The organism is Paenibacillus taichungensis, from assembly GCF_003287275.1.
Taxonomy (GTDB): domain Bacteria; phylum Bacillota; class Bacilli; order Paenibacillales; family Paenibacillaceae; genus Paenibacillus; species Paenibacillus taichungensis_A.
Genome location: NZ_QEVW01000001.1, coordinates 30,951 through 52,431, shown reverse-complemented (window position 1 = coordinate 52,431; position 21,481 = coordinate 30,951). Strand labels below are relative to the sequence as shown.

Genomic DNA, 21,481 nt, shown 5'->3' with positions numbered 1-21,481 from the left:
ATGAGATAAAATGTATGATTTCATATCCAATAAAAGAGGTGCAACATGGCTCCACGTCATTTAAATGCTTTTCAAGGCTCCAAAGTCCGGCTGGCCGCTCCTTGCCCAGAAGACTGCATGCGGCTCTCCCGCTTCACTGACAGTTATGATTACTTGCGTAATCTGGATACCGATATTGCTGTTCCGCTAACGCCGGATGAGACGGGGTCATCCGCAGTGCGCAGAGACAACGGCTTTGAATTTGCACTGCGTACACTGGAGGACAATCGGTTCATCGGATTCACGGCCCTCTACCGAATTGAATGGAATAACCGCTCTGCACGCCTGGCCATTGGCATTGGTGATGATAAAGATCGGGGCAAAGGATACGGCAGTGATGCTCTCGCCCTGATTATTCGTTATGGATTCCATGAATTGAATCTGAACCGAATTGCGCTGGAAGTGATTGAATACAATGAGACTGCGAGACATGCCTATCTAAAAGCTGGATTTCGGGAGGAAGGCCGCCAGCGCTCTGCCGTTCTACGCGATGGTACGCATTATGACCTGATCTCCATGAGTATTCTTGCAGAAGAATGGTCCACACAGACCAAACTTCCGCTCGCGTTTCAGTCTACTCATGTCCAGGGAGCTAAACAGAGGGAAGATCACTTAAACTCACGATTGGTCGCTGCCGAAGGATCTGCGCTGTCCTCACTTAACGCCAAAGGTACAGAGAACTCTCTTGTCCAACCTCGCATTGGCGTGGGAGCGGTCATCCTCAACGATCGTAATGAAGTCCTTTTGGTTTGGCGGAATCGTCAGCCTGAACAGTACACCTGGAGTATCCCTGGGGGCAAAGTGGACCCGTACGAATCCATTGAAACGACCGTCATTCGGGAGATCAAGGAAGAAGTCGATCTGGATATTGTCATCGACAAGCTGCTCTGCACCGCAGAGACGATCCGACCTGAAAAACAAGAACATTGGATTTCCGTCCTCTACTCAACTCGAGTTATTAGCGGCGTTGCTCGTAACCTCGAAGAAGGCGGAGCGATTGGTGAGATTGGTTGGTTCCCGCTGGATGATCTGCCATCGCCGCTTGCCAGTTTCGCGGTGCCTGGTCTGGAAGCCGCGAAAAAAATCCATCTTTATTCTGAAGATTGAAATTGGAAGAAACTAGTCTCATTACGATCAAACAAGTCATATAAAGATAACAGCCGCCGAACTCCTCTCTGTAACATAAAGGGGAGCTTGGCGGTTGTTTTCAGTTTTCTGCGCAATTTCTTTCTTTTTGGTAGTCTTCGGTAAGTGTATACATAACTTTTTTTCCAAAATCAAGAACCGTTTGGCCCTTTGCAAGGTCTAATACGCAACAACATCCATGAAAGGAGGAGCCATGTGACCCCTGCTCAACTGACCATCGCCGCACAAAAAGGGGATGCCGAGGCTTTTGCAGCCTTAATGGAGATGCATCAGAGCCGACTGTACCGGATTGCCTATGCCTATCTGCACAACGAGGGCGATGCACTGGAAGCGATACAGGAATCCACCTATAGAGCGTATAGAAAGCTCAAGAAATTAAAAGAACCCTCTTATTTCGCCACTTGGCTGATCCGCATTCTGCTGAACTACTGTGCGGACGAACGCAAACGCAAGAGTCGATTCAGCCACGTTACCGAAATTCATGAACCTAGCAGCTGGGACCGCCCCGCAGACCCTGATCTGGCCGCAGCCGTCTCTGCGCTGAATCGGGATTGCAAACAGATTATTATTCTATGTTATTTCGAAGGTTTCTCCTTAACAGAAGTCGCTGATATTCTCGAAATCCCGACCGGAACCGTAAAGTCCCGACTGCATCGAGCCCTTGGGCAGCTCAGGGACCAACTTGAAACGAAAGGAGATGTAACTCATGAGCGATGAAATGAAGTCATTTGAAGCACTTGAAGAGCGTCTGAGTGATCGTAAAACGGAATACGATGCCATGCCAGTACCGGATGCCGCAGCATATCAGGCTGTACAGGCTGGAATCCGTCAGGCTGCGCGCAAGCGCAAGTCCCGGCTGCGCTGGTATATGAGCTCCATATCGGCAGCCGCGATCATCCTCGTGTTTACGGGATGTATTCGCGTTTCCCCCGCCTTTGCGTCCTTTGTGGAGCAACTGCCGGGCATGGAGGGCATCGTCAGCATGATTCGCCAGGATAAGGGGTTAATGATGGCGATAGATCAGTCTCTTTTGCAGAAGGTTGGTGTGACCGATGAGCATGATGGAGCTTCAATGACCGTGGACAGCATCATTACAGATGAGTCACGCATGGTTATTTTTTACACGATGAAAGGCATGAAAGATCTGGAGAAGGGTGGATACGATATCGATTTACTTGATAGAGATGGAAAAAAGCTGCCTGTTGCGTTTAGCTATTCCTCTCCTCAGCCAGCTTCAGAACTTGGCATTTATGAGGATAAAATTGATGTCTCATTCACAGAATCTTTACCGCCACAAGAGCTGACCGTTGTATTTAAGGAGCGAGGTAAGGAATCGAATAATAAGTGGAAAGTCACCTTCCCAGTGGATCGCAGCTTAACGAAAGGCATGAAAAAAATCATTCCCGTAAACCAAACAATGACCGTGGACGGGCAGCGTATTCATGTAAAACAGGCCGTTCTGTATCCCACTCGTCTTGTACTTGATATCGAATATGATCGGAACAACACCAAAAAAATCTTCGGAATTCGTGATTTGCAGTTGGTAGATGAGCAAGGCCGAGCATGGCGAACAGATTCATCCTCCATCTCAGGCTCTGGAAGTTCTGTCTTTTTCGAAAGCATGTACTTCTCCGCTCCGAAAAAGCTGACGCTGCAAGGGTCTGGCCTTTCAGCGGTGGATAAGGATGAACTGGTTATCAGCATCGATCCATCTTCAGGTGAAATACAAGGTGGCCCATCGAGTTTGAAATTCCTGAAAAGCACGGCCCAGGGCAAAAATCTGATCCTCGAGTTTTCAATCGCAGACGCTCAAAATGCTACTTCAGGGCTATCATTTACCAATATCGAGGACAGCAAAGGAAACCCTTTCGACATTAATGAAGTAGGTTGGAGTCCTTCCGTCTTTGAAGCAAGGGTTGTCATTAAAAATGGAGCCGCAGCCAAAGGAAATTTAACAATGGAAATAGACTCTTACCCTGATCAAATTCGTGCACCGTTCTCCATTGAAATTCCTGTAACTCCCTAAAGAAAATGTGAGCAGCTATAATCGCAAGCCACAAGAAGTAGTCATGCACTATAATGAAAATATCAACCATCTACAATTAAATAGAGTATGTTCACAGGAAAGGGTGTTTCCACAATGAATAAGCGTTCAATTCGTTACCCGCAACCACTTGCTCCGGGAAATACCATTGGCGTGGCTGCACCATCCAGCGGTGTAAGTGAATCCTTGCATCATTACCTTGAAGAGAGCAGGCACAACATGGAGCGCCTTGGTTTTGGTGTTCAGGAGAGCCCATTTCTACGGCATAACGCCAAATGTGTAAGTTCCTCCAAGGAAGATCGCGCTGCCGAGATCAATGCATTTTTCCGCGACCCTGAGATTCAGGCTATTATCCCTCCGTGGGGTGGAGAGTTCCTTATGGATATCCTGCCCCTGCTCGATTGGGAAGCTTTGAAAACCTTGCCGCCCAAATGGGTTATGGGATATTCGGATATCAGCACCTTTTTATTCGCATACACCCTGATCACCGGAACGGCTTCGGCACATGGTACGAACTACGTGGATCTAAGATCCAATGAACTCGATCCGGTGACAGCACGCTGGATTGATGTATTACAGACTGGCCATGGAGGACAGGTTACTCAATCTTCCTCCACTCACTATCAATCGGAATGGAAACCGGATTTGTCCACGTTCAATCTGGATACTCCTTCTCGTTGGAAACAGCTGGGGCAACCCGAAGGAGCAGACTCGCAGGTTACATTCTCAGGTCGGTTGATCGGCGGCTGTATGGATACAATCACCTGTTTGATTGGCACGTCTTACGCACCAGTTGAAGCGTATCTTGATCAGTATTGTGCAGAAGAAGGAACGATCTGGTATCTGGAAAGCTGTGAGATGAATGCGGGTGATATCTACCGTCATCTATGGCAGATGAGACAGGCTGGCTGGTTTGCTGGTGTTAAAGGCTTCATGTTCGGCCGACCTGCTGGTTATTCGGATACAGGAGATTTCAACTTCATCGATGCGCTGTCTTCGGCTCTCGGAGATATGGATGTTCCTGTATTATATGACGTGGATCTTGGCCACATCCCGCCACAGTTAACCTTTGTAAATGGCGCACTGGGCGACGTAGCTTATGAGAATGGGCATGGAAGACTTGAGATGGCATTTGTGTGATCACCTTTTGTAGGCAGATGCATACCTTGAAGTAAGAAATGATTTTGAGGAAGGGTTGTGCATCATGTCTGAATCCACGTCCACACCATCCGCACGGGTCGTATACCAAGCCAATCAACCAATGCTCCAATCCGTGCAAAGTGTGCGGAATATGCTTCATCATACAGCCCGGCAGCATGTAGGCAAGAAGGTGCAAGTCCAAAATATCGATGGTCAGGTATGGGAAGGTGTCATTATCAGCGCAGATCGGGGAATATTATATCTCCAGGTTACGCCGATGCATGGATACCCTGAGCCACGCGCCTTGTTTGGACCAACCATTCTACCACTCGTACTGTATGAGCTGTTGGTTATTACGCTGTTGATGTAGTTGTTTTTTTGTCTCATTTGAGCCTATTCCAATAAGCTTCTCTCCCTTTGGCCATCAAGTCCGGGGAGCGAAGCTTTTGGGGTTTTAGGCGTTATCGGGTTATCAATTTGGTGTGAATGTATGCATTAATCTCTGCAACCAGGATGACTTCCTGTAGTTCGTGCGGTATGTTTCCTTGCTAACGTGTGAAATATGATACAATGGTGTCGGCACCAAGCCTTATCTCATATGAACGGAGCTTGATCCGGTTGGAATATATCCCTCATGATCCTCCACCCGTGCCTCAGTCTGAGACGGAGCTGGTTGGGACAAATCATACTGAACAATCCCGCGTGATTGCAATCTGTCTATTGGCAGGCAAAATCATGCTGCAAAGCGGCGGTGAGACCTATCGTGTGGAAGATACGATGAAACGCATGGCTGCCGCGCTGGGCCTTCCCCATTCGCACAGTTATGTTGTGCCCACGGGTATCTTCTTCTCGGTTGATGCAACCGAGCCTGCCAAGCTGATACGGATCTCTGAACGAACCACGGATTTGCACAAGGTATCCGAAGTGAATGCCGTTTCCCGGCGTATTGGACAAGGTGAATTGTCCGTGGAAGACGCCTATGCATTGTTACAACAGATTGAGGGACAGCCCTCCTCCTATTCTGCGGTTGTGAGGCTTACGGCGGCGGCGTTATCCAGTGGGTGCTTTACCATTATGTTTGGTGGAGGCTGGGTCGACTTTCTCCCTGCGGTACTCTGCGGTGGTATTGGCTATACAGCGGTCATTGCCTTCCATCGATTAGTACTGGTGAAGTTTTTTGCCGAACTGACCGCTTCATTTGTCATCGGTCTGCTCGCCTTTTTGCTTGTCTATATGGGCGCGGGTCATGAACGGGACAAAATCATTATTGGCTCAGTCATGCCCTTGGTACCGGGACTGCTGATTACCAATGCTGTGCGTGACCTGATGGCCGGGCATCTCGTGTCCGGGTTATCCAAGGGAGCCGAGGCGTTTCTGACGGCTTTTGCGATTGGCACCGGCATTGCTGTTGTTTTTTCACTTTTTACGTAAGACGGAGGAGTTGCAGGTTATGCTTCATTTTATTGAACAAGCCCTGACCAGCTTTGTCGCCTCGGCCGCATTCGGCATTATTTTCAACGCTCCTCGGCGCATGCTGCTTCACGGTGGATTTGTCGGCATGATCGGCTGGATCATCTATATTGTGCTCGAATATGCTGCAGATGCAGTTCCTGCTACTCTGGCAGCGACCATTGCGGTAGGTGTCATCAGCCAGCTGTTCTCCCGCATGTTTCGCGCGCCCGTCATTATCTTCAGCGTAGCAGGTATCATTCCGCTCGTTCCCGGTGGACTGGCCTATAATGCGATGCGTAATTTTGTGCAAAATGACTACGGTGCTGCCATGGAGATGGCTGCCAAAGCGCTTATGTTATCCGGTGCCATCGCGATCGGACTTGTATTGTCCGAGGTGTTGAACCAGATGATTCGTCGTATACCCGAATCATTGCGAGCAAAATCCTAATACAGAAGATGAATATATTTTCACTAAACTAAAACGATAAAGACCCGGCGTTGGAGACAGGGTAAACACTGTCCTTCACGGGTCTTTCATATTTCCAGCCAATGTTGATCCATTATCATCTAATATGCAGCGTTTTGTTTTCATCGTAGTATCCATTTGTTTGATAACTGTAGGCAATCCATAAAACAGAGCTCCCCATGTCTGTTGGAACATCCTTGCCCATTGGTGTACGTTAAACCATTCTCTTTTATGGCAAAGCACGCTTCATAACCGACGCAAATAAATCCGCCGCCACACCACTTCCGGATCTCATATAATGCTCTGCATCCGTACGATCAAATCCCATCCAGACTGCAGCCGTCCACTTGCTGGTATACCCTACAAACCACAGATCCCTGTTCGCCTCCTTGCTTACACCAGGTAATGCAGCCTGCGTTGTTCCCGTCTTTCCCGCTACCTTATGCTGACTCAGCTGTGCCCTGCTACCTGTTCCTTGACTGACTACATTTTGAAGCATGCCGGTCATGACCGTTGCCGTGCTGGTGGAGATGACCTGCTTGTTCTCTGGCTTAAAAGCATAGATTTTCCGGCCGCGTGAATCCGTAATTTCACGAATTAGATGTGCCGTATTAAACTTGCCGTTATTGGCAAACACGGAATATGCCTGGGCCATTTTTAGTGGGGATACCCCTTTATGCAAACCACCTAAGGCAATCGAAAGATGAAGATCCTCCTTGCCCATTTCAATGCCCAATCGATCTGCAAATTGATGTGCGCGTCCCAGCCCCGTCTCGTGCAGCAGCCATACGGCCGGAGCATTGATGGAATTTTCAATGGCTTGCGACATGGTAACTGTACCTCTGTAAAACCCGCCCAGGTTGCTTGGTTGATAGCTCCCATATTTCATGCGTTGATCAGGCAGTACACTCTTTGGCTTAAACCGACCAGATTCCAATGCAGGTCCATATGCAATAATGGGCTTAAATGCAGAACCGGGTTGCCTTGCATCCGTGGTTGCCCGGTTAATGCCTCCTTTTACAGGGTCTCTCCCGCCCATCATCGCTTTGACTTCACCGTTATGCTGGTCCAGTATGACCATACTCGCTTGCACTTGCTCATCCTCACGATCATCAGTGAACCGGGAAGATTCACGGAATGTTTGCTCCATCGCCAGCTGCGCCTGATCATCCAATCCCGTTCGAATGGTCCAGCCTGCGGATTGAATCTCTGCTCCACTCTTGCCGGTGAGACGGGAAGCCTCCTCGATTATCGCATCCAAGGCAGACACGTATGCAGGGGCTGTTGAGCCTGGAGTCGATGCAGAGGCTGAATTTGGCGGTGTATAGTCGACAATTCGCGCCTCATCCATCTGTTTCTTGGTAATGATTCCTTGCTCATGCATGAGTCCAAGAACTACAGAACGCCTCTCTTTGGACAGGTCTTCCCTGTCCACCGGATTGTATATAGAAGGTCCCTTCGGGATTCCGGCGAGCGTAGCCATTTGCCATAGCTCCAGCTGTTGTAGATCCTTAATCCCGAAGTAGCGCCATGCCGCTGCTTTAACCCCATATTGCTGGCTCCCCATATAAATGTGATTCAAATACAGCTCCAATAGCTCATCCTTGCTAAATCTCTTTTCCATCGCCATGGCAATCGACATTTCATTCACCTTGCGAACCAGCGTTTTATCTCCGTTCAAATACAGATTTCTGGCCAGTTGCTGTGTAATCGAGCTGCCTCCCTGACTCAGGTTCATATGTAAAACATCCTGCACAACAGCCCTGCCAATCCCGATAAAATCCAGTCCATCGTGGTTATAGAAACGTCGATCTTCTGTAGCCAGAAATGCCTGCTTTAACAGATCGGGCATATCCTTCAAATCAAAATGCTCCGCATATCCCTTGGTTTGTACTTTTAATCTTGAAATTTCTGTTCCATCCGCATTGGTAATGACGGTGGAAGAGGCCACCGAAATGGCCTCAGGATGATTGCGAAGTACACCTTCGCCGTAAGTAACTAGATAGATATAGCCGACAGCTAGCAAAATAACGATTACTACCGAGGCATCAAATATATGATAAATTCCGCGCCTTATGCTGGACCTCAACATTCAGGCTCCCTAAATACATGTGGATTGGAGCCTGAATGTTCCTGTGGCTTCATTTCCATAGAATCCAGGGCAAGTTCCAGCCTTAACATCTGTTCATGCGCCAGCCTGACCCAGTGCTGAATCTCCGCTTCATCCCGACAGCGTCCTTCCATGATCGTATCCAGTGAAGAACGAACACCGTAAAGAGTGAGTTTAATCGGCAGATCGGTACTTATACGACCAGATTGTGATCCAACCAACTTTTCTTGAATAGGTTGCTGATGGCTTCTCTCACTATCTAACACCATTTGTTGTGTTATTTGTTGCCAGCTACTTTCATCGCCATACATACCAGAACTGAACCATTCTTCGTCCCTCGGCTCTCGATCTGTCCATTCCTGATCAGAACTATTTAAGCGCTCCGCTTGTATATGTAACGCAACGTCATTCAGATCGGCCGCAATCTGCCGCAGCTCTCCACCGTTCAGCACTTCAATCTGTGCTGGAATTCGGCCATTTGCCAGTTCATGAGTTCCACGAACAATTACCTTGAGGTCCTCTGCAATCTTCTGGGATCGAATCCAAAAAAATAGCGCAAACAGACTACATCCCATAAATATAAACAATGGCGTTGTACCAATGTGGTTTATCACCCAGTACATAACTCGAGTTAAATCAGTTGTCTCAGACAGGATATGATGGTGAGCATAACGTAACATATGATAAACGACAAATAGGAGCGCTGCGCTAAGTAAGGCGCTTGCTCCGCTGATATATATGTATCTTAGTCTGACTGTACGTAATAATAATCTCATATTCGGCATCCTCCTCAATTTTGCATTTCATGCGTCCGATTGAGGTTAAGAATACCGAATATTTCTTAATGAAGAAGTGGGAAACTTCTTATCATTTTCTTAATTAAGCAATTATATAAATTGAACTAAAGAATATTTACACTTTCCACTCTGATGACAGAACAACCTTCCGATCGCTGTTATCCCCAGATTTTTTTAATTTCCTTATTTAAAGGGGAAACTCCGGGGATAAAGGCGAAGCATATGCTTTCGATGCAGCTTTCTTTCAGAAAGCTTTTAGCTATGCTTCTTCAGGTTATTTCTGTCCTCTCTCCGTTATCGTGTAAATGTTTAGTTCAATTTAAATAGATATGTTGAATCAAGCAAGCTCTCTAACAATTAGAAGAGAATTCTGCCCGGTTACCGTTCCTCTGCATCTCTGTTTATCGGAGCAGCAGTCACAGGAAAACGCGTAACAAAATCGGTTCGGCCCTGTTCACTATATGCAGCGATACTCCCGTGATGTAATTCAATCATGGATTTGGCAATAGCCAGCCCCAGCCCGGTGCCGCCCGTATCACGAGAGCGGGACTTGTCTACCCGGTAGAATCGATCGAATAAATGCGGCAAATCCTGCGCCGGAATCGGTTCACCATAATTGCTGATCCGCACCACGGCTTCTTTACCTTCAAGAGACAACGCGATCTCCATCACTTTACCCTGTGCTCCATAACGGATCGCGTTAGTGAACAGGTTCTCATACGCACGGACAAGCTCTCCAGGAGCAGCCTGAATCCATAAAGGTTCTTGTCCACCAATGATCTTGTATGTCATGCCCGCTTCTTCCAGCATCGGAGAGAACTCTTCAGCAAGCTGCATCAGAAACGGATTCAAGTTCAAAGAAGTCAATGACAAGGGTAAGCTACCACCACTTACACGGGTATATTCGAACAAATCGTCAATCAGCTTCCTTAATGTTAAGGATTTCTCGTACGCAATACTCACGTAATAGCGCATCTCAATTTCATCCTGATAGCGATCCTTCTCTATGTATTCCAAAAATCCGAGAATAGAGGTCAGTGGAGTCCTCAAATCATGAGAAATACCTGTAATTAAGTCATTTTTCGCAGCAACCGCACTACGCTCCTCCTGCAATGACAGCTGTAATTGTTCGGCCATCTGATTAATACTGGCAGCCACAACGCCAAATTCATCTGATGTCTTCACCTCGATCCGATGAGACAGCTCTCCTTTGGCAACTTCCTGAATTCCTGCTGTAATCTCGTCCAAAACCAGCATCACCCTACGCGTGAATAGGAAAAAGAAGAGCACAAAACCAAGTATGCCAACCATAATCATTAATGGCACCGACCCAATATTGTTCACCAGCCACCTGATGCCCCTTGCAGGGATCGAATAATTAGGATAAGTCTGAGCCGCTAGAATGGAGTGTACAACTTTGCTGCCACCATACAAAATAGCCGCCGTCAAAATGCCACTCAGCAGAAATGCGTAGATAAATTTCCACCGGACTGTGTTAATTAATTTTGAATTCATCTCGGAACTCCTTGCTCACGCTCTGTATCCAATTAACATAATAGATGTACGTGCTTATTGTGGTTTGATCATCTTATAACCAACACCCCATACCGTCTGTATGAATTTGGGATGTTTGCTGTCGAGTTCGATTTTCTCACGAATCTTGCGGATATGCACCATGACTGTGTTGTTGGACTCCATAAACTCTTCTTTCCAGACCTGTCTGTAAATCTGCTCCATACTAAGTACAGAACCTTGATGGCGCGCCAGCAGCTCCAGAACAGCAAATTCACGGGGAGTCAAACGAACTAGCTGCTCATCCACCCAAACTTCATGCGTATCGGTGTTGATGACCAGATCGTCAATCACCCACTCATGCTCCTTGTTTTCCCGACCCTCATTGAAGGTATGGTACCTGCGAAGCTGTGACTTTGCCCGTGCCACAAGTTCAAGCGGGTTAAAAGGCTTGGTCACATAATCATCAGCGCCGATGCTCAGCCCTGTAATTTTATCCATATCCATGCTTTTGGCTGACAGCATAATGATCGGCATTTTCTGCTCTTCCCGAATTTTCATACATGCTTCAATTCCGTCCATATTCGGCATCATGACATCCAGAATAATCAGATCAATTGCCTCTTTCTTCAATTGCTCAAGCGCCTCGACTCCATCACTGGCTGTCAGAACCCGGTATCCTTCATTACCAAAATAAATTTCCATTAGTTTAATAATATCCTGCTCATCATCCACAAGCAGAATGGTTGCTGGCTGTGCCACGGCATTATTCCTTTCCATTCCATAAATCATTGCTTGATCAAAGTATATCACTAGGAAATGAATTCGCGAAAATCACCGCTCTCTGAAAGAAACAAAAACGTTGATTTTCAGGAATAATATACTTTTTCTATTTTATATAAAGTATGCTCGATTGTTGGGCAGAGATCAGCATCCACTTTGTGAAATCTAATTCGAAAGTATAAACTTTTCAAAAAGTTTTTTATATTATTTTTTTGCCTAAAGGCAGGAAGAAATTCTGGGTTTTTCTCCACATCACCAAAACGTTGAATCCATTGCTCTACATAAGTCTGACTAAGTATTTTTCTATTTAAAACACTAATTATGGATTTTACCATTCTTTCATCTTCCCCATCGGAGTAAACTCGATCAGGTATGGTCATCTTTTCGTAAACCAAATCGAGAATGGTTAAGAGATCAGTTTTATCCAGCTCGGAACATTGGGCCAGTTCGTCTAAAGCATCTGCTGCATGAGCTATGGCATGTGCCCAGCCTTTTTCTTCGTCATACCCGCGGTAATCTCGCTCTTTATGTACATTGTAAAACACGTTCTCTTTTATCTGATGAATATGCTCTCTTGAGAGAAATGGTGATTCCCTATGCCTCATGAGGAGGAGCGGGATAACCAGCATAGAGAACGATCGAGTAAAGACAGAATCTGTATTGGTTTCACCAAGCCTAAAAAGCAAATGCTTATTATCCAAAACAACAGGTAGAAGTTGTTCTAGTTCGTTTACTGTTAAAGTATTAGCAGGAATCCAATTTGATAAGGTTGTATAAATTAGGTCATCACGTAGTTCGGCATCCAAAGAACCAATGTTAACCATCATTTCTTGTATCAACTTGAATGTATCGGGAGGCGCTTGGTAGTCTCTCTCTTTTATTAATATCAACTTTTCTTTTAAACTCATTTTACACGTCCCTATATAGAAGATTATCCGAACTTACTGTTTTAGTTTCTATTGACTATGTGGCATTTTGAGGCGTTGTTTTTCTTTAATTGTACCTGATCCGGTAATCCCTATTTTAACGTATAGTATTGTCGATCTACTCCTTGCTGAACCGTTGCTTTGTTGCGGATAACATGCTCTATGTATTCTATTAAATCTGCTCTATATTCAGGCAGAACCGCGCATTATGAACCTGGCTCTATCTATTCAAACAACGCTACTTTGGGCTCTATACCAGTCAGTGTCAGCATAGTATGCAGTTGACCCCTATGGTGATACACATGTCCCATGATCTCAAGCAGCCACTCCAGACGACTGTAAGAAGCGCCCCAATAGGAGTCAGTCACCTGTAATAATTCCTCCGTATTGTACTGTCTGTATCGTTGATAGAGGTACATCTGATTCTCAATCAGTGCTTCCCTGATCTCGCTCAGTGTATTCGGCTGATTCTCCTCGTAAAACAAAGCCATTTCTTCTTCGGAAGCGCCCTCCGAAATATGTACATCTGCACGACAAATGACGGATAGATGAGAAAGCAATTCTCCAACCGGCCGTTTGCCTTCAATCGGAGTCAAAGCCAAGTCCTGCTCCGACAGTTGGTCACATAAATTGATTAATGATGTCACTGCCACATCAATATGTTTAAATGCAGACTGAATCAACTGAAACACTCCCTTTTTATCCCATTATACAGAACATATGATCGCTAATCAATCATGAATTCCCCTTAATATATAAACCAGCTGTGCTCAAAAACCAACAATGACGAACAAAAAAAGCCCCTCCTCCCTCATATAGACGGAATTTGGGACATTTTGTTGCTCCGATGATAACAAACACGAACTTAACTTGAATATAACGAACAATACGTTTGATCGAATCGTCCCGCGAGCAAGTCAGCCTTGCGAATGAAAAATTGCAGCTCCCCACAATCCCACCATTGAAAACCGATGGCGTCATGCGTATCAATTTTTAATAGAAGCAAGGTATCTGCAAGCTCTTGTTGTGTGCGTTTCTCATCTCCGCCATAATGAGCAGTCAGTTTCTGCTCACACGCCTGCTCGTCATAAGCATACTCTTCATCAAGCACGATCTGTAACAGCGCCTGATGCTCTGCATCGGGATGCTGACCGTCAGGATATCCAAACATGCCACCCCAGTTCTGGGTGCTTGGATGATTCCAGCTGGACTCAAATTCCAGGTATCGGTCATACAGACCTTCCTCCCCTTCGACGGCTATCGTTCCACCGGACAGCGGGGCGGCGATTGCATTCAGAGCCAGAGAATCAATGTAGGCATATGTAGGAAACTCAAGATTAGGCAGCACGGTTACCGAATGTGCTACAAAATCGTCCTCACCCAGCGCGGTTTCGCCATTAGGCTCTCGCCTTGTCAGGTTATGAGCGTCCGGCTCGTAAATCACACGATGCTCAATATGATAGGCAGGTTCATCCACACCAATAAAAAAGTATAACATGCCTCGTTCAGGCAAACTCCCGCGCCCATCATTTGGCGTATATGGCGTCAAATCCACGAGATTCAACTGGGCCAGGAACGTCATCGGCACCCCGTCCTGTGTCAAAGGCCATTTCATGTTACCCGGCAGATCGGGATTTCCTCCTACACGTGAATTTCCTGTTCTGCGATACTCATCGATTGTCGATACATCAAGGCGAATTCCCCAACGGCTTGAAGATAACAGCAGATCGGCAGCATTACCCAATCCATATTCCTCAAGAGTTTTCCGGGCTTTTCTGGTCAGACGTTCACATTGTTCAGGTTTAATCATACAGATCCTCCCCTTTGGACAATACATCTATGGTGAGACATATTCAGGTTCACACCTGTATATTCTTCTGCTGACGCTTCTTTCCCTGCTTCTAGCGAAAAAAGAGACTGACATCCGTTGTCAGTCTCCTTCCTTATTATCCATTCGGTTCATTCTTAACGATCCCGATTCGGTGAATCATCCTGAAAAGCACGAATATGCTCCTCGCCATCCAGAAATTCATGCGACTGGTGTGCAGCCATCACACCATGATAACTGATATCCAGACCCAACTCTTCCTCTTCTTCCGTGGAACGGACAGGAACGATCTTGCCAATCAGTTTCAGACCAATCCAGGTCATGACAAATCCCCAGACGACCAAAGCCGTGAGGCCGAGCGCTTGAACACCCAGCAGCCTCCAGCCACCTCCCATGAACAAGCCACCATCGGTTGCAAACAAACCCACGGCAATCGTTCCCCACATCCCGGATACAGCATGAACAGGGAACGCTCCTACCGGGTCATCAATCTGCCTGCGGTCCAGCCAATTCGTTGCAGCCATCATGAGCAATCCGGATACCGCCCCGATGAATATCGCAGCCACATCACCGACAAAGGCACACCCCGCCGTAATACCGACCAGACCGGCAAGCGAGCCATTAATGACCGAGGGTGCGTCTGAACGATTGAACCGGAACAAGGTGTAGAGCAGTGTAACCGCACCACCCGAAGCAGCAGATAACATCGTTACGATGGCAATGTGACCGATCCTTACATCAGTCGCACTGAGCGTACTTCCTGCATTGAAGCCAAACCAGCCGAACCACAGCAGAAAGGCACCTACAGATGCCAGTGGCAGATTACTTGGTAGCGCAATGGCACTCACACCAAGCGGCGTGTATTTGCCTTTACGCGGCCCAATAATAATCGCTGCGGCCAGTGCAGAGAACCCGCCCAACGCATGAATGACTGCGGAGCCGGCGAAATCCTGCATCCCCAGTTTGCTGAGCCAACCGCCGCCCCATGCCCAGTGTCCACCAATCGGATAAATAATGGCCGTCATCAATATGATGTACAGCAGATATGCACGAAAGTTAATCCGCTCAGCCACAGCACCCGATACGATGGAAATGACAGCAATCGTGAACGCGGCCTGGAACAGCCAGAATGTTTCCAATGATACAGGTACGTCCAGGTGAGACAAGTCTCCATTGAGGAAAAATCCGGTTATGCCTACAAAACCTCCAGCATCAGATCCATACATCAAGCCAAATCCGATGGCATAGAAAAGCAACGTTCCAATGGTAATGTCAGCGAAAACCTTCATAATAATATTCACACTATTTTTATAACGTACGAAGCCAGCCTCCAGCAGGGCGAATCCGCCTTCCATCAATAAAATCATGGCTGCACTCAGTACGACCCAGACCGTATCAATCCCGGAGCTTAACGTCTCCAAAGTCATGCTTATACATCCTCCGTTTCCCTAAGCTGTCTAATCTCCCGGATCGTTTCGGGCGTAAGCTCGATTTCGTCCCGTTCGATGCTGTCCGGATGCTTGATTCGTTCAGTGATGCGGTCCAGTTCTCGTATCCGCCGCCGGATTTGTTCCATTTTGCGAAAACGTTCCTTCACCTGGACCATATATTCCACCGCCTGGTGATGGGATGCAGGACGGCCTGCGAACCATTTGCGTACAGTCGACAAGGATTGATAAGCCACCTCTTCCGCACGTTTTTTTTGTTCGAATTGTTCGATTTTATGTTTAAGCGTTTCGATCTCATTTTCTTTTTTGACCTTGAGCTGTTGGATAAGGTACAATAAATCGGACGATGATATTTGCAATGCTGTATGGTGATACACCTCGTCAATTACTAACATATCATGTCAGGACTCCTTACATGTCAAGTTACTTGTTATCGATTATAGAGTCCAGCACCACTTAGCGTCAATTCTTTTTTTGGCGATGGCATGATTTGATATGACCCTTTCAGAAAAAAAGCCTCATCCTCATATATATAACTTCTAATAACAAAGCGATTTGAACACTCCTTCGCATTCACCTTTCAGATCCTCTATGATGTATATCAAGCATCCACATTTCAGGCACTGCACTTACACAAGCTGACATCATAGAACTCGTATAAAGGAGAGGATCGCACGATGTTCACTCGTAATGACTACATTCGTAGCCAAATCTGGAATGCCGTCTCTGGACTCAATGAAGAACAATTGAACCTCAAACCCACACCTGACCACTGGAGTATTATGCAAGTTCTCCGTCACCTGAATTTGATGGAAAGCATCATTGCGAAGCAAGCCCGCGCCGCGCTAGAGAAGGAACAGACCGTTGCTGTGGACAAAAAACCATATGAGCTTACACTGGATCGCAGCCACTCTGTTAGCGCCCCGCCTCATCTCCAGCCTCCGGCGGAACCAGAAACGCTCGCTAATGTTACCCACGACCTGGAAGACTCACATCAGGCGTTGATGCTCGTTGCACAAGATCATGAGGCTGAACTGCTGCGAAGCAAGTCCTTTCTTCACCCGGTTTTCGGTGAGATGGATTTAGCCCAATGGGTCGACTTTGCAAGCTATCATGAAGAACGTCATCTGGCACAGATTAAGGATATTAAACAAAGGCTTGGCGTGTCGCACGCCTAAGTCATCCATATTTAATCTATGTAAGCAAAAATAACCTCCAATCCACGCATTGTGGATCTGGAGGTTTTCATTCATTTTGAAACATGCTATATTTTTTTGCCCAAAATCGCCAAATCCCGGTTGACACCATCCAGCACAGCCACTTCAGGATAATAGCCCCACTGTTCAAAACCATGCTTGCGCAATAATCCCAGACTTGGTTCATTATGTCCAAACACAAAGCCCAGAATCGTCTTGATTCCAAGCTTAGGACAAGCTTCAAAAATGGTATTCAGCAAACGTCCGCCAGCTCCAATTCCCCGGCACTGCTGATCCACATACACACTGACTTCCACCGTCCCATTGTACGCAGGCCGTCCATAAAACGAACTCAGGCTGGCCCAGGCTACAACCTGTCCCTCATATCTCATCACCCAGAGCGGGCGATGATCGGATGAATGCTCCTCAAACCACGGAATACGCTGCTCGACAGTCACCGGCTCCAAATCTGCCGTCACCATTCGACTTTCAATCGTGGAATTATAGATCTCCACAATTCTTGGCAAGTCCTCACGACGCGCATAATCAATCTGTACACTATCCAACTTCATGTCTACTCCTCCATCATCCAGATCAATTCTATCGTATGACGGTATTATAACGGAGGAAGGAAGTCGACGTCATCCCCCAACATTCGGGTCAACTCCACACTTACTCAGGCAATCCTTGAATTGTATTACCCCGAGTCATCTGCTGGCTCTGATCTGCCCAACGAATGTTAACAGAACGGGAAGTGAATAGATCCGGGCCATCCGATACCTGAAAATGCAGATGGGCTTCACTGGAATTCCCTGAGTTACCCAGCTCTCCAATAAGGTCTCCCTGCTTGACTTTATCTCCTTTTTTGACCGCTACACTGCCTTCCTTGATGTGCGCGGTGATGCTGTATTCTCCGTTTCCATGGTCAATGACCACATTGTTACCCGCAGGTTCTTCCGGATTCATAACCCCTGGTGTGTTGTCTCGAATATCATTCTTGATATCGACTACGGTTCCGTCCGCAGCTGCATAGAGCGGCTCACCAAAAGCGTAGTAGTTTTCGTTCACCTTCGGATCTCCGTTGTAACTGAAAGCTTCTTTGGTCCGAATGATATCTAGCGCATAGCGCTGTGTTTCATGTTCATAATGATAGTTCGACATCACATCATTGCCTCCCCAGAACACATACCATTCACCCTTCATAGGGAATTGAAATTCGGTATTGGTGAACTTTTGATCCGTATCTTCATGGGGTTCCAGTGGTTGGATCAACAGACCTTCAATCTGATTGGCTCCGGTAAAATAGGCTTGAATCCCTTTGGTCCCTGTTTGATCCTTCCAGGCGAACTCAGTTAAATGGTTCACTTTGGCATCTACAACCAGATCAAAGGAAGTTACTCCCTCAAGGAATTGATCCGCAGACGTTTTAAACTGTTCAAGCGTTAGCGCTTCCTTCAACTCGGGACTCATCTGACTGTAAATTGCCTCCTTGGAACCGTTCATTAACGTATCGATGAAATTGTCGGGTGTAATGATAGCACTCACCTCTGTACCTGAATTCTCTTCCTGATGGGTACTTTCACTCGCTTCATTGGCATTTGTCGTCTGTTCCTTGGACTGCCGCTCCGCCTGTTCGGATGTAATCGAGTTACTGTTACCGCAGGCTGACAACATCACGCAGGCTCCAAGGGCAATGGTAAGCAACTTCCAGCTCTTTTTGCTCTGTAATTTCTCATGTGTCGCGTATTCGGATTCCAGCTGATCCCCTTCGTAATTCGAGTGCCACTCCTTTATTTTACTACTCTCATGCAGCCTGTTCATTTTCCACCTCATTCTCAACATCCCTTCTGGTGTTCGTTATACTTTCCAGTTAAGTGTACAGAATGAATCTTATCCTTCGTCTAACCCATCCTTACATGTAGTTAAACTGTGGAGTCTTCTATGGCTTCATAATTAAGATTCCGTTAAGATAGCTCGCACACTACATAGCCCTCTCGGATGGTATGATTAGCAATAAACAAACAGGAAGCTCTAGGAGGTCATTTCACATCATGGATCACGTCTCCATACTGCTAGTTGATGATGAACAAGCCATTTTACATATGCTCAAAACCGTCTTGCTCAAAGAACAATTCGTAGACATCGACACCGTTACCACCGGAGAAGAGGCGATTACCGCCTGCGAAAATAAAACCTATCATTGCATCGTGCTGGACATCATGCTGCCTGGCAAAAGCGGACTGGAAATCTGTCCCTTTCTGCGGCAAGTGACCGATGCACCAATTCTTTTTCTAACTGCCAAAACAACGGATTATGACAAGTTAACCGGATTCGCCGTTGGCGGCGATGATTATGTCGTTAAACCCTTTAACCCACTGGAAGTAGTCGCTCGGATCAAATCGCTGCTGAAACGTTATTTACCTACCAAAATAGTGACAGGTACAATGGAGACTACACTCTCCTCTGACGCAACTTCGTCATCTTCTGTCGTGCAGGAAGGGGTTTATGATTTTGGTCGTTTTCAAGTATTTGAACAAGCCGGTGAACTTCAGGTTGAAGGACAGTCTGTAACCTGTCCCGCTCTTGTCTACCAGCTGCTGCTCTTTTTCTGCAAGCATCCCAATCGCATTTTCACCAAATCGGAATTGTATGAGCGTGTATGGGGTTCGGAAGCCATCAGCGATGACAACACCGTTATGGTTCATATTCATCGTATTCGTGAGCGGATTGAAGCTGATCCCTCTAACCCTGTGTTTCTCGTCAACGTCCGGGGACTGGGATACAAACTCATACAGCCTAACCAAGTGTTACGCGCATGAGTATTCGTCGCAGGTTAATGACCCGTTTTATCGGTATGCTTGCTGGAGCAGTCGTTCTTATCATCCTGATGGGTTCTGCAGCGACCTATTGGGTCGTTCAAAAGGTGAATGAAGTAAGCCTGGTGGATGACTTCGCTACCAGTGGTCTTGACCAACTGATTAATACTGCAGAAATAATGCCCGATGGGAGGGTCCGCTATGATCCCAGGCTGCTGAAGCAGGTCGAGAAAAATCAGGGATGGCTTCAGGTTGTGGACGAAAAAGGCTACGTCATTGATGATTTTGATACACCGGATGACGTTCCGAAGCAATACAAGCCTGGAGAGTTGATCGCATACTGGGAAGCTAAAAAGCCGTTTCCATACCAGATCGTCATGCTGATCCGGGAGAAAAACGGCGAGATGTTCACCTTGCTGTACGGGGAACGCAATCAGGCCAATTCCTTACTCGATCAAGCCCGTGTGGATAGTCATTATACCAATGGAGAGCTGATGCTGCAGCCCAAACAAGAAGATGTCATACGTTCCAGAGGTGCCTACCTGCAAATTCTGAACGAATATGGCCAAGAGCTGGCTTCCTACAATAAACCTGCCATGGGTGTCCCTAGCAGTTATAATATACAGGAACTGGCTTTGCGTATTCGTTATCCCAATCGATATGGAATATCGATCGCAACCTTTTACGATGAACAGAATGGCACAACCTGGATGCTCAGCATACCTGTCGATCCAACTGCTACAGGGGATGAAAATCCCTATAACTTCATTTTGACTCCAGTGGTCATCGTACTGCTCCTTTCCGTTGTCATTTTACTTATTCTGTTGGCGCTATGGTACGCCAATCGTTTCGGTTCTCCCATGCTGCATATGCTCCAATGGCTCCAACGACTGGAACAGGGACATTATGAAGAACCCAAAGGCATCGGCGGCGTACCTCGCAGCCAGCGACGAAATGGCAAATGGAAGCGGAAATACCGCGTATATGCCGAAGTGCTTCGCTCCATGCAGGCATTATCTGCAACACTGAAACAAGACGAAGAGCTCCGTAAACAGACCGAATCTCTGCGCGAGGAATGGATTGCCGGAATAACGCATGATCTCAAGACTCCGCTATCCTCCATCCAGGGATACGCCCATATGCTTGAAGCACATAAATATAGCTGGTCCGCGGAAGAAGTGAGAGAATTCGCAGGCATTATGCTGGACAAATCCATGTATATGGACCGACTTGTAAACGACCTTGCCATGACGTACCGATTGCGAAGCGGTGGATACCAGCCACCTGTTGAAGAAACTGACGTAAATACGCTGCTGCATGATCTCGTCCAGCGTGCAGAACGCAACCCGTTATATGGCGAGGGGCGTATTGTGTTCCGACCTGCAAAAATTCCGGTATACGGCCATGTGCATATTCCTTCGTTTGAACGTATTGTGGATAATCTGACCGCTAACGCCCTTCTTCATAATCCAGCGGAGTCGATTCTGACCGTTAGTGTGCATCCGGGTAAGCAGGCAGGTGAGTTCAGTGTTCAATTTGCCGATGACGGTCAAGGAATGGATCCGGAACTGGTCTGGAGGCTGTTTGAACGATATTACCGCGGAACGGATACAGGCACGTCCGATGTCGGATCAGGCCTTGGTATGGCGGTAACAAAAGGCTTAATTGAAGCGATGAAAGGCCGTATTGAAGTCCAATCAGCTTCTGGTGAGGGTACTGTCATTCGATTAATATGGGATGGCCAATCAGAACATGGGTAAAAAACATTCCGCTTGACC

21 protein-coding genes and 1 pseudogene are annotated in these 21,481 nt (G+C 46.8%); 11 read left to right on the top strand and 11 right to left on the bottom strand.

Features of this window, described 5'->3' with window-relative positions; translation table 11 throughout:
* Window positions 1–45: 45 nt before the first annotated feature.
* From DC345_RS31555 to DC345_RS00215, 8 genes and pseudogenes are all read left to right on the top strand, one after another.
* Window positions 46–537: pseudogene (locus DC345_RS31555) on the top strand (GNAT family N-acetyltransferase); the annotation flags it as partial.
* A gap of 150 nt (window positions 538–687) precedes the next feature.
* Window positions 688–1,146 carry an NUDIX domain-containing protein gene (locus DC345_RS00245; protein ID WP_309304308.1) on the top strand — a complete coding sequence of 153 codons (459 nt, stop codon included), beginning with the start codon at window positions 688–690 and terminating at the stop codon, window positions 1,144–1,146.
* Between the two features lie 234 nt (window positions 1,147–1,380).
* Window positions 1,381–1,902 carry an RNA polymerase sigma factor gene (locus tag DC345_RS00240; protein ID WP_113051404.1) on the top strand — a complete coding sequence of 174 codons (522 nt, stop codon included), beginning with the start codon at window positions 1,381–1,383 and terminating at the stop codon, window positions 1,900–1,902.
* A complete protein-coding gene (locus DC345_RS00235; protein ID WP_113051403.1) occupies window positions 1,892–3,211 on the top strand; it encodes a DUF4179 domain-containing protein in 1,320 nt (439 codons plus the stop codon). Before DC345_RS00240 ends, DC345_RS00235 begins: the two co-directional genes overlap by 11 nt.
* 114 nt (window positions 3,212–3,325) lie before the next feature.
* Window positions 3,326–4,369, top strand: coding sequence for a S66 family peptidase (locus DC345_RS00230; RefSeq protein ID WP_113051402.1), 1,044 nt, complete (start codon window positions 3,326–3,328; stop codon window positions 4,367–4,369).
* Between the two features lie 64 nt (window positions 4,370–4,433).
* Complete coding sequence (locus DC345_RS00225) at window positions 4,434–4,739, top strand: hypothetical protein (RefSeq protein ID WP_076291774.1); 306 nt, start codon at window positions 4,434–4,436, stop codon at window positions 4,737–4,739.
* A 365-nt stretch (window positions 4,740–5,104) separates the two neighbouring features.
* Window positions 5,105–5,800: a threonine/serine exporter family protein gene (locus DC345_RS00220; RefSeq protein ID WP_397333610.1), complete on the top strand. Its 696-nt coding sequence runs from the start codon at window positions 5,105–5,107 to the stop codon at window positions 5,798–5,800.
* Between the two features lie 19 nt (window positions 5,801–5,819).
* Window positions 5,820–6,269 carry a threonine/serine exporter family protein gene (locus DC345_RS00215; RefSeq protein ID WP_063564353.1) on the top strand — a complete coding sequence of 150 codons (450 nt, stop codon included), beginning with the start codon at window positions 5,820–5,822 and terminating at the stop codon, window positions 6,267–6,269.
* A 247-nt stretch (window positions 6,270–6,516) separates the two neighbouring features.
* On the opposite strand, the gene DC345_RS00210 is transcribed toward DC345_RS00215, so the two are convergent.
* The 9 genes from DC345_RS00210 to DC345_RS00170 form a co-directional block, all read right to left on the bottom strand.
* Window positions 6,517–8,376, bottom strand: a complete 1,860-nt coding sequence (locus DC345_RS00210; RefSeq protein WP_397333600.1) for a transglycosylase domain-containing protein — start codon at window positions 8,374–8,376, stop codon at window positions 6,517–6,519.
* Entirely contained in the window at window positions 8,373–9,173 is an 801-nt protein-coding gene (locus DC345_RS00205) for a HAMP domain-containing protein (RefSeq protein WP_113051399.1), read from the bottom strand. Before DC345_RS00205 ends, DC345_RS00210 begins: the two co-directional genes overlap by 4 nt.
* Window positions 9,174–9,572: 399 nt before the next feature.
* The gene (locus tag DC345_RS00200; RefSeq protein WP_113051398.1) at window positions 9,573–10,709 is read right to left on the bottom strand and encodes a sensor histidine kinase; all 1,137 of its coding nucleotides are present in this window, start codon (window positions 10,707–10,709) and stop codon (window positions 9,573–9,575) included.
* A 54-nt stretch (window positions 10,710–10,763) separates the two neighbouring features.
* Window positions 10,764–11,486: a response regulator transcription factor gene (locus tag DC345_RS00195; protein WP_258530409.1), complete on the bottom strand. Its 723-nt coding sequence runs from the start codon at window positions 11,484–11,486 to the stop codon at window positions 10,764–10,766.
* Between the two features lie 89 nt (window positions 11,487–11,575).
* Window positions 11,576–12,397, bottom strand: a complete 822-nt coding sequence (locus DC345_RS00190) for a DUF2785 domain-containing protein (protein WP_113051397.1) — start codon at window positions 12,395–12,397, stop codon at window positions 11,576–11,578.
* A 242-nt stretch (window positions 12,398–12,639) separates the two neighbouring features.
* Window positions 12,640–13,107: a DinB family protein gene (locus DC345_RS00185; protein WP_258530408.1), complete on the bottom strand. Its 468-nt coding sequence runs from the start codon at window positions 13,105–13,107 to the stop codon at window positions 12,640–12,642.
* Between the two features lie 173 nt (window positions 13,108–13,280).
* A complete protein-coding gene (locus tag DC345_RS00180) occupies window positions 13,281–14,225 on the bottom strand; it encodes a DUF1963 domain-containing protein (RefSeq protein WP_181586428.1) in 945 nt (314 codons plus the stop codon).
* 155 nt (window positions 14,226–14,380) lie between these two features.
* Window positions 14,381–15,670: an ammonium transporter gene (locus DC345_RS00175; protein WP_113051394.1), complete on the bottom strand. Its 1,290-nt coding sequence runs from the start codon at window positions 15,668–15,670 to the stop codon at window positions 14,381–14,383.
* A gap of 2 nt (window positions 15,671–15,672) precedes the next feature.
* Window positions 15,673–16,086, bottom strand: coding sequence for a hypothetical protein (locus DC345_RS00170; RefSeq protein ID WP_113051393.1), 414 nt, complete (start codon window positions 16,084–16,086; stop codon window positions 15,673–15,675).
* Window positions 16,087–16,368: 282 nt separating this feature from the next.
* Between DC345_RS00170 and DC345_RS00165 the strand changes: the two genes are divergently transcribed.
* Window positions 16,369–16,869 carry a DinB family protein gene (locus DC345_RS00165; RefSeq protein WP_113051392.1) on the top strand — a complete coding sequence of 167 codons (501 nt, stop codon included), beginning with the start codon at window positions 16,369–16,371 and terminating at the stop codon, window positions 16,867–16,869.
* Window positions 16,870–16,955: 86 nt separating this feature from the next.
* Here the strand turns inward: DC345_RS00165 and DC345_RS00160 are convergent, their stop codons facing one another.
* Both DC345_RS00160 and DC345_RS00155 read right to left on the bottom strand, forming a co-directional pair.
* Window positions 16,956–17,459 carry a GNAT family N-acetyltransferase gene (locus tag DC345_RS00160; RefSeq protein ID WP_113051391.1) on the bottom strand — a complete coding sequence of 168 codons (504 nt, stop codon included), beginning with the start codon at window positions 17,457–17,459 and terminating at the stop codon, window positions 16,956–16,958.
* Window positions 17,460–17,559: 100 nt separating this feature from the next.
* Window positions 17,560–18,708 carry a M23 family metallopeptidase gene (locus DC345_RS00155; RefSeq protein WP_258530407.1) on the bottom strand — a complete coding sequence of 383 codons (1,149 nt, stop codon included), beginning with the start codon at window positions 18,706–18,708 and terminating at the stop codon, window positions 17,560–17,562.
* Between the two features lie 230 nt (window positions 18,709–18,938).
* Here DC345_RS00155 and DC345_RS00150 point away from each other — a divergent pair, with 230 nt between their 5' ends.
* Window positions 18,939–19,706, top strand: coding sequence for a response regulator transcription factor (locus DC345_RS00150; RefSeq protein WP_113051390.1), 768 nt, complete (start codon window positions 18,939–18,941; stop codon window positions 19,704–19,706).
* Window positions 19,703–21,463: a sensor histidine kinase gene (locus DC345_RS00145; protein ID WP_113051389.1), complete on the top strand. Its 1,761-nt coding sequence runs from the start codon at window positions 19,703–19,705 to the stop codon at window positions 21,461–21,463. The genes DC345_RS00150 and DC345_RS00145 overlap by 4 nt, the downstream gene beginning before the upstream one ends.
* The last annotated feature ends 18 nt before the right edge of the window (window positions 21,464–21,481 follow it).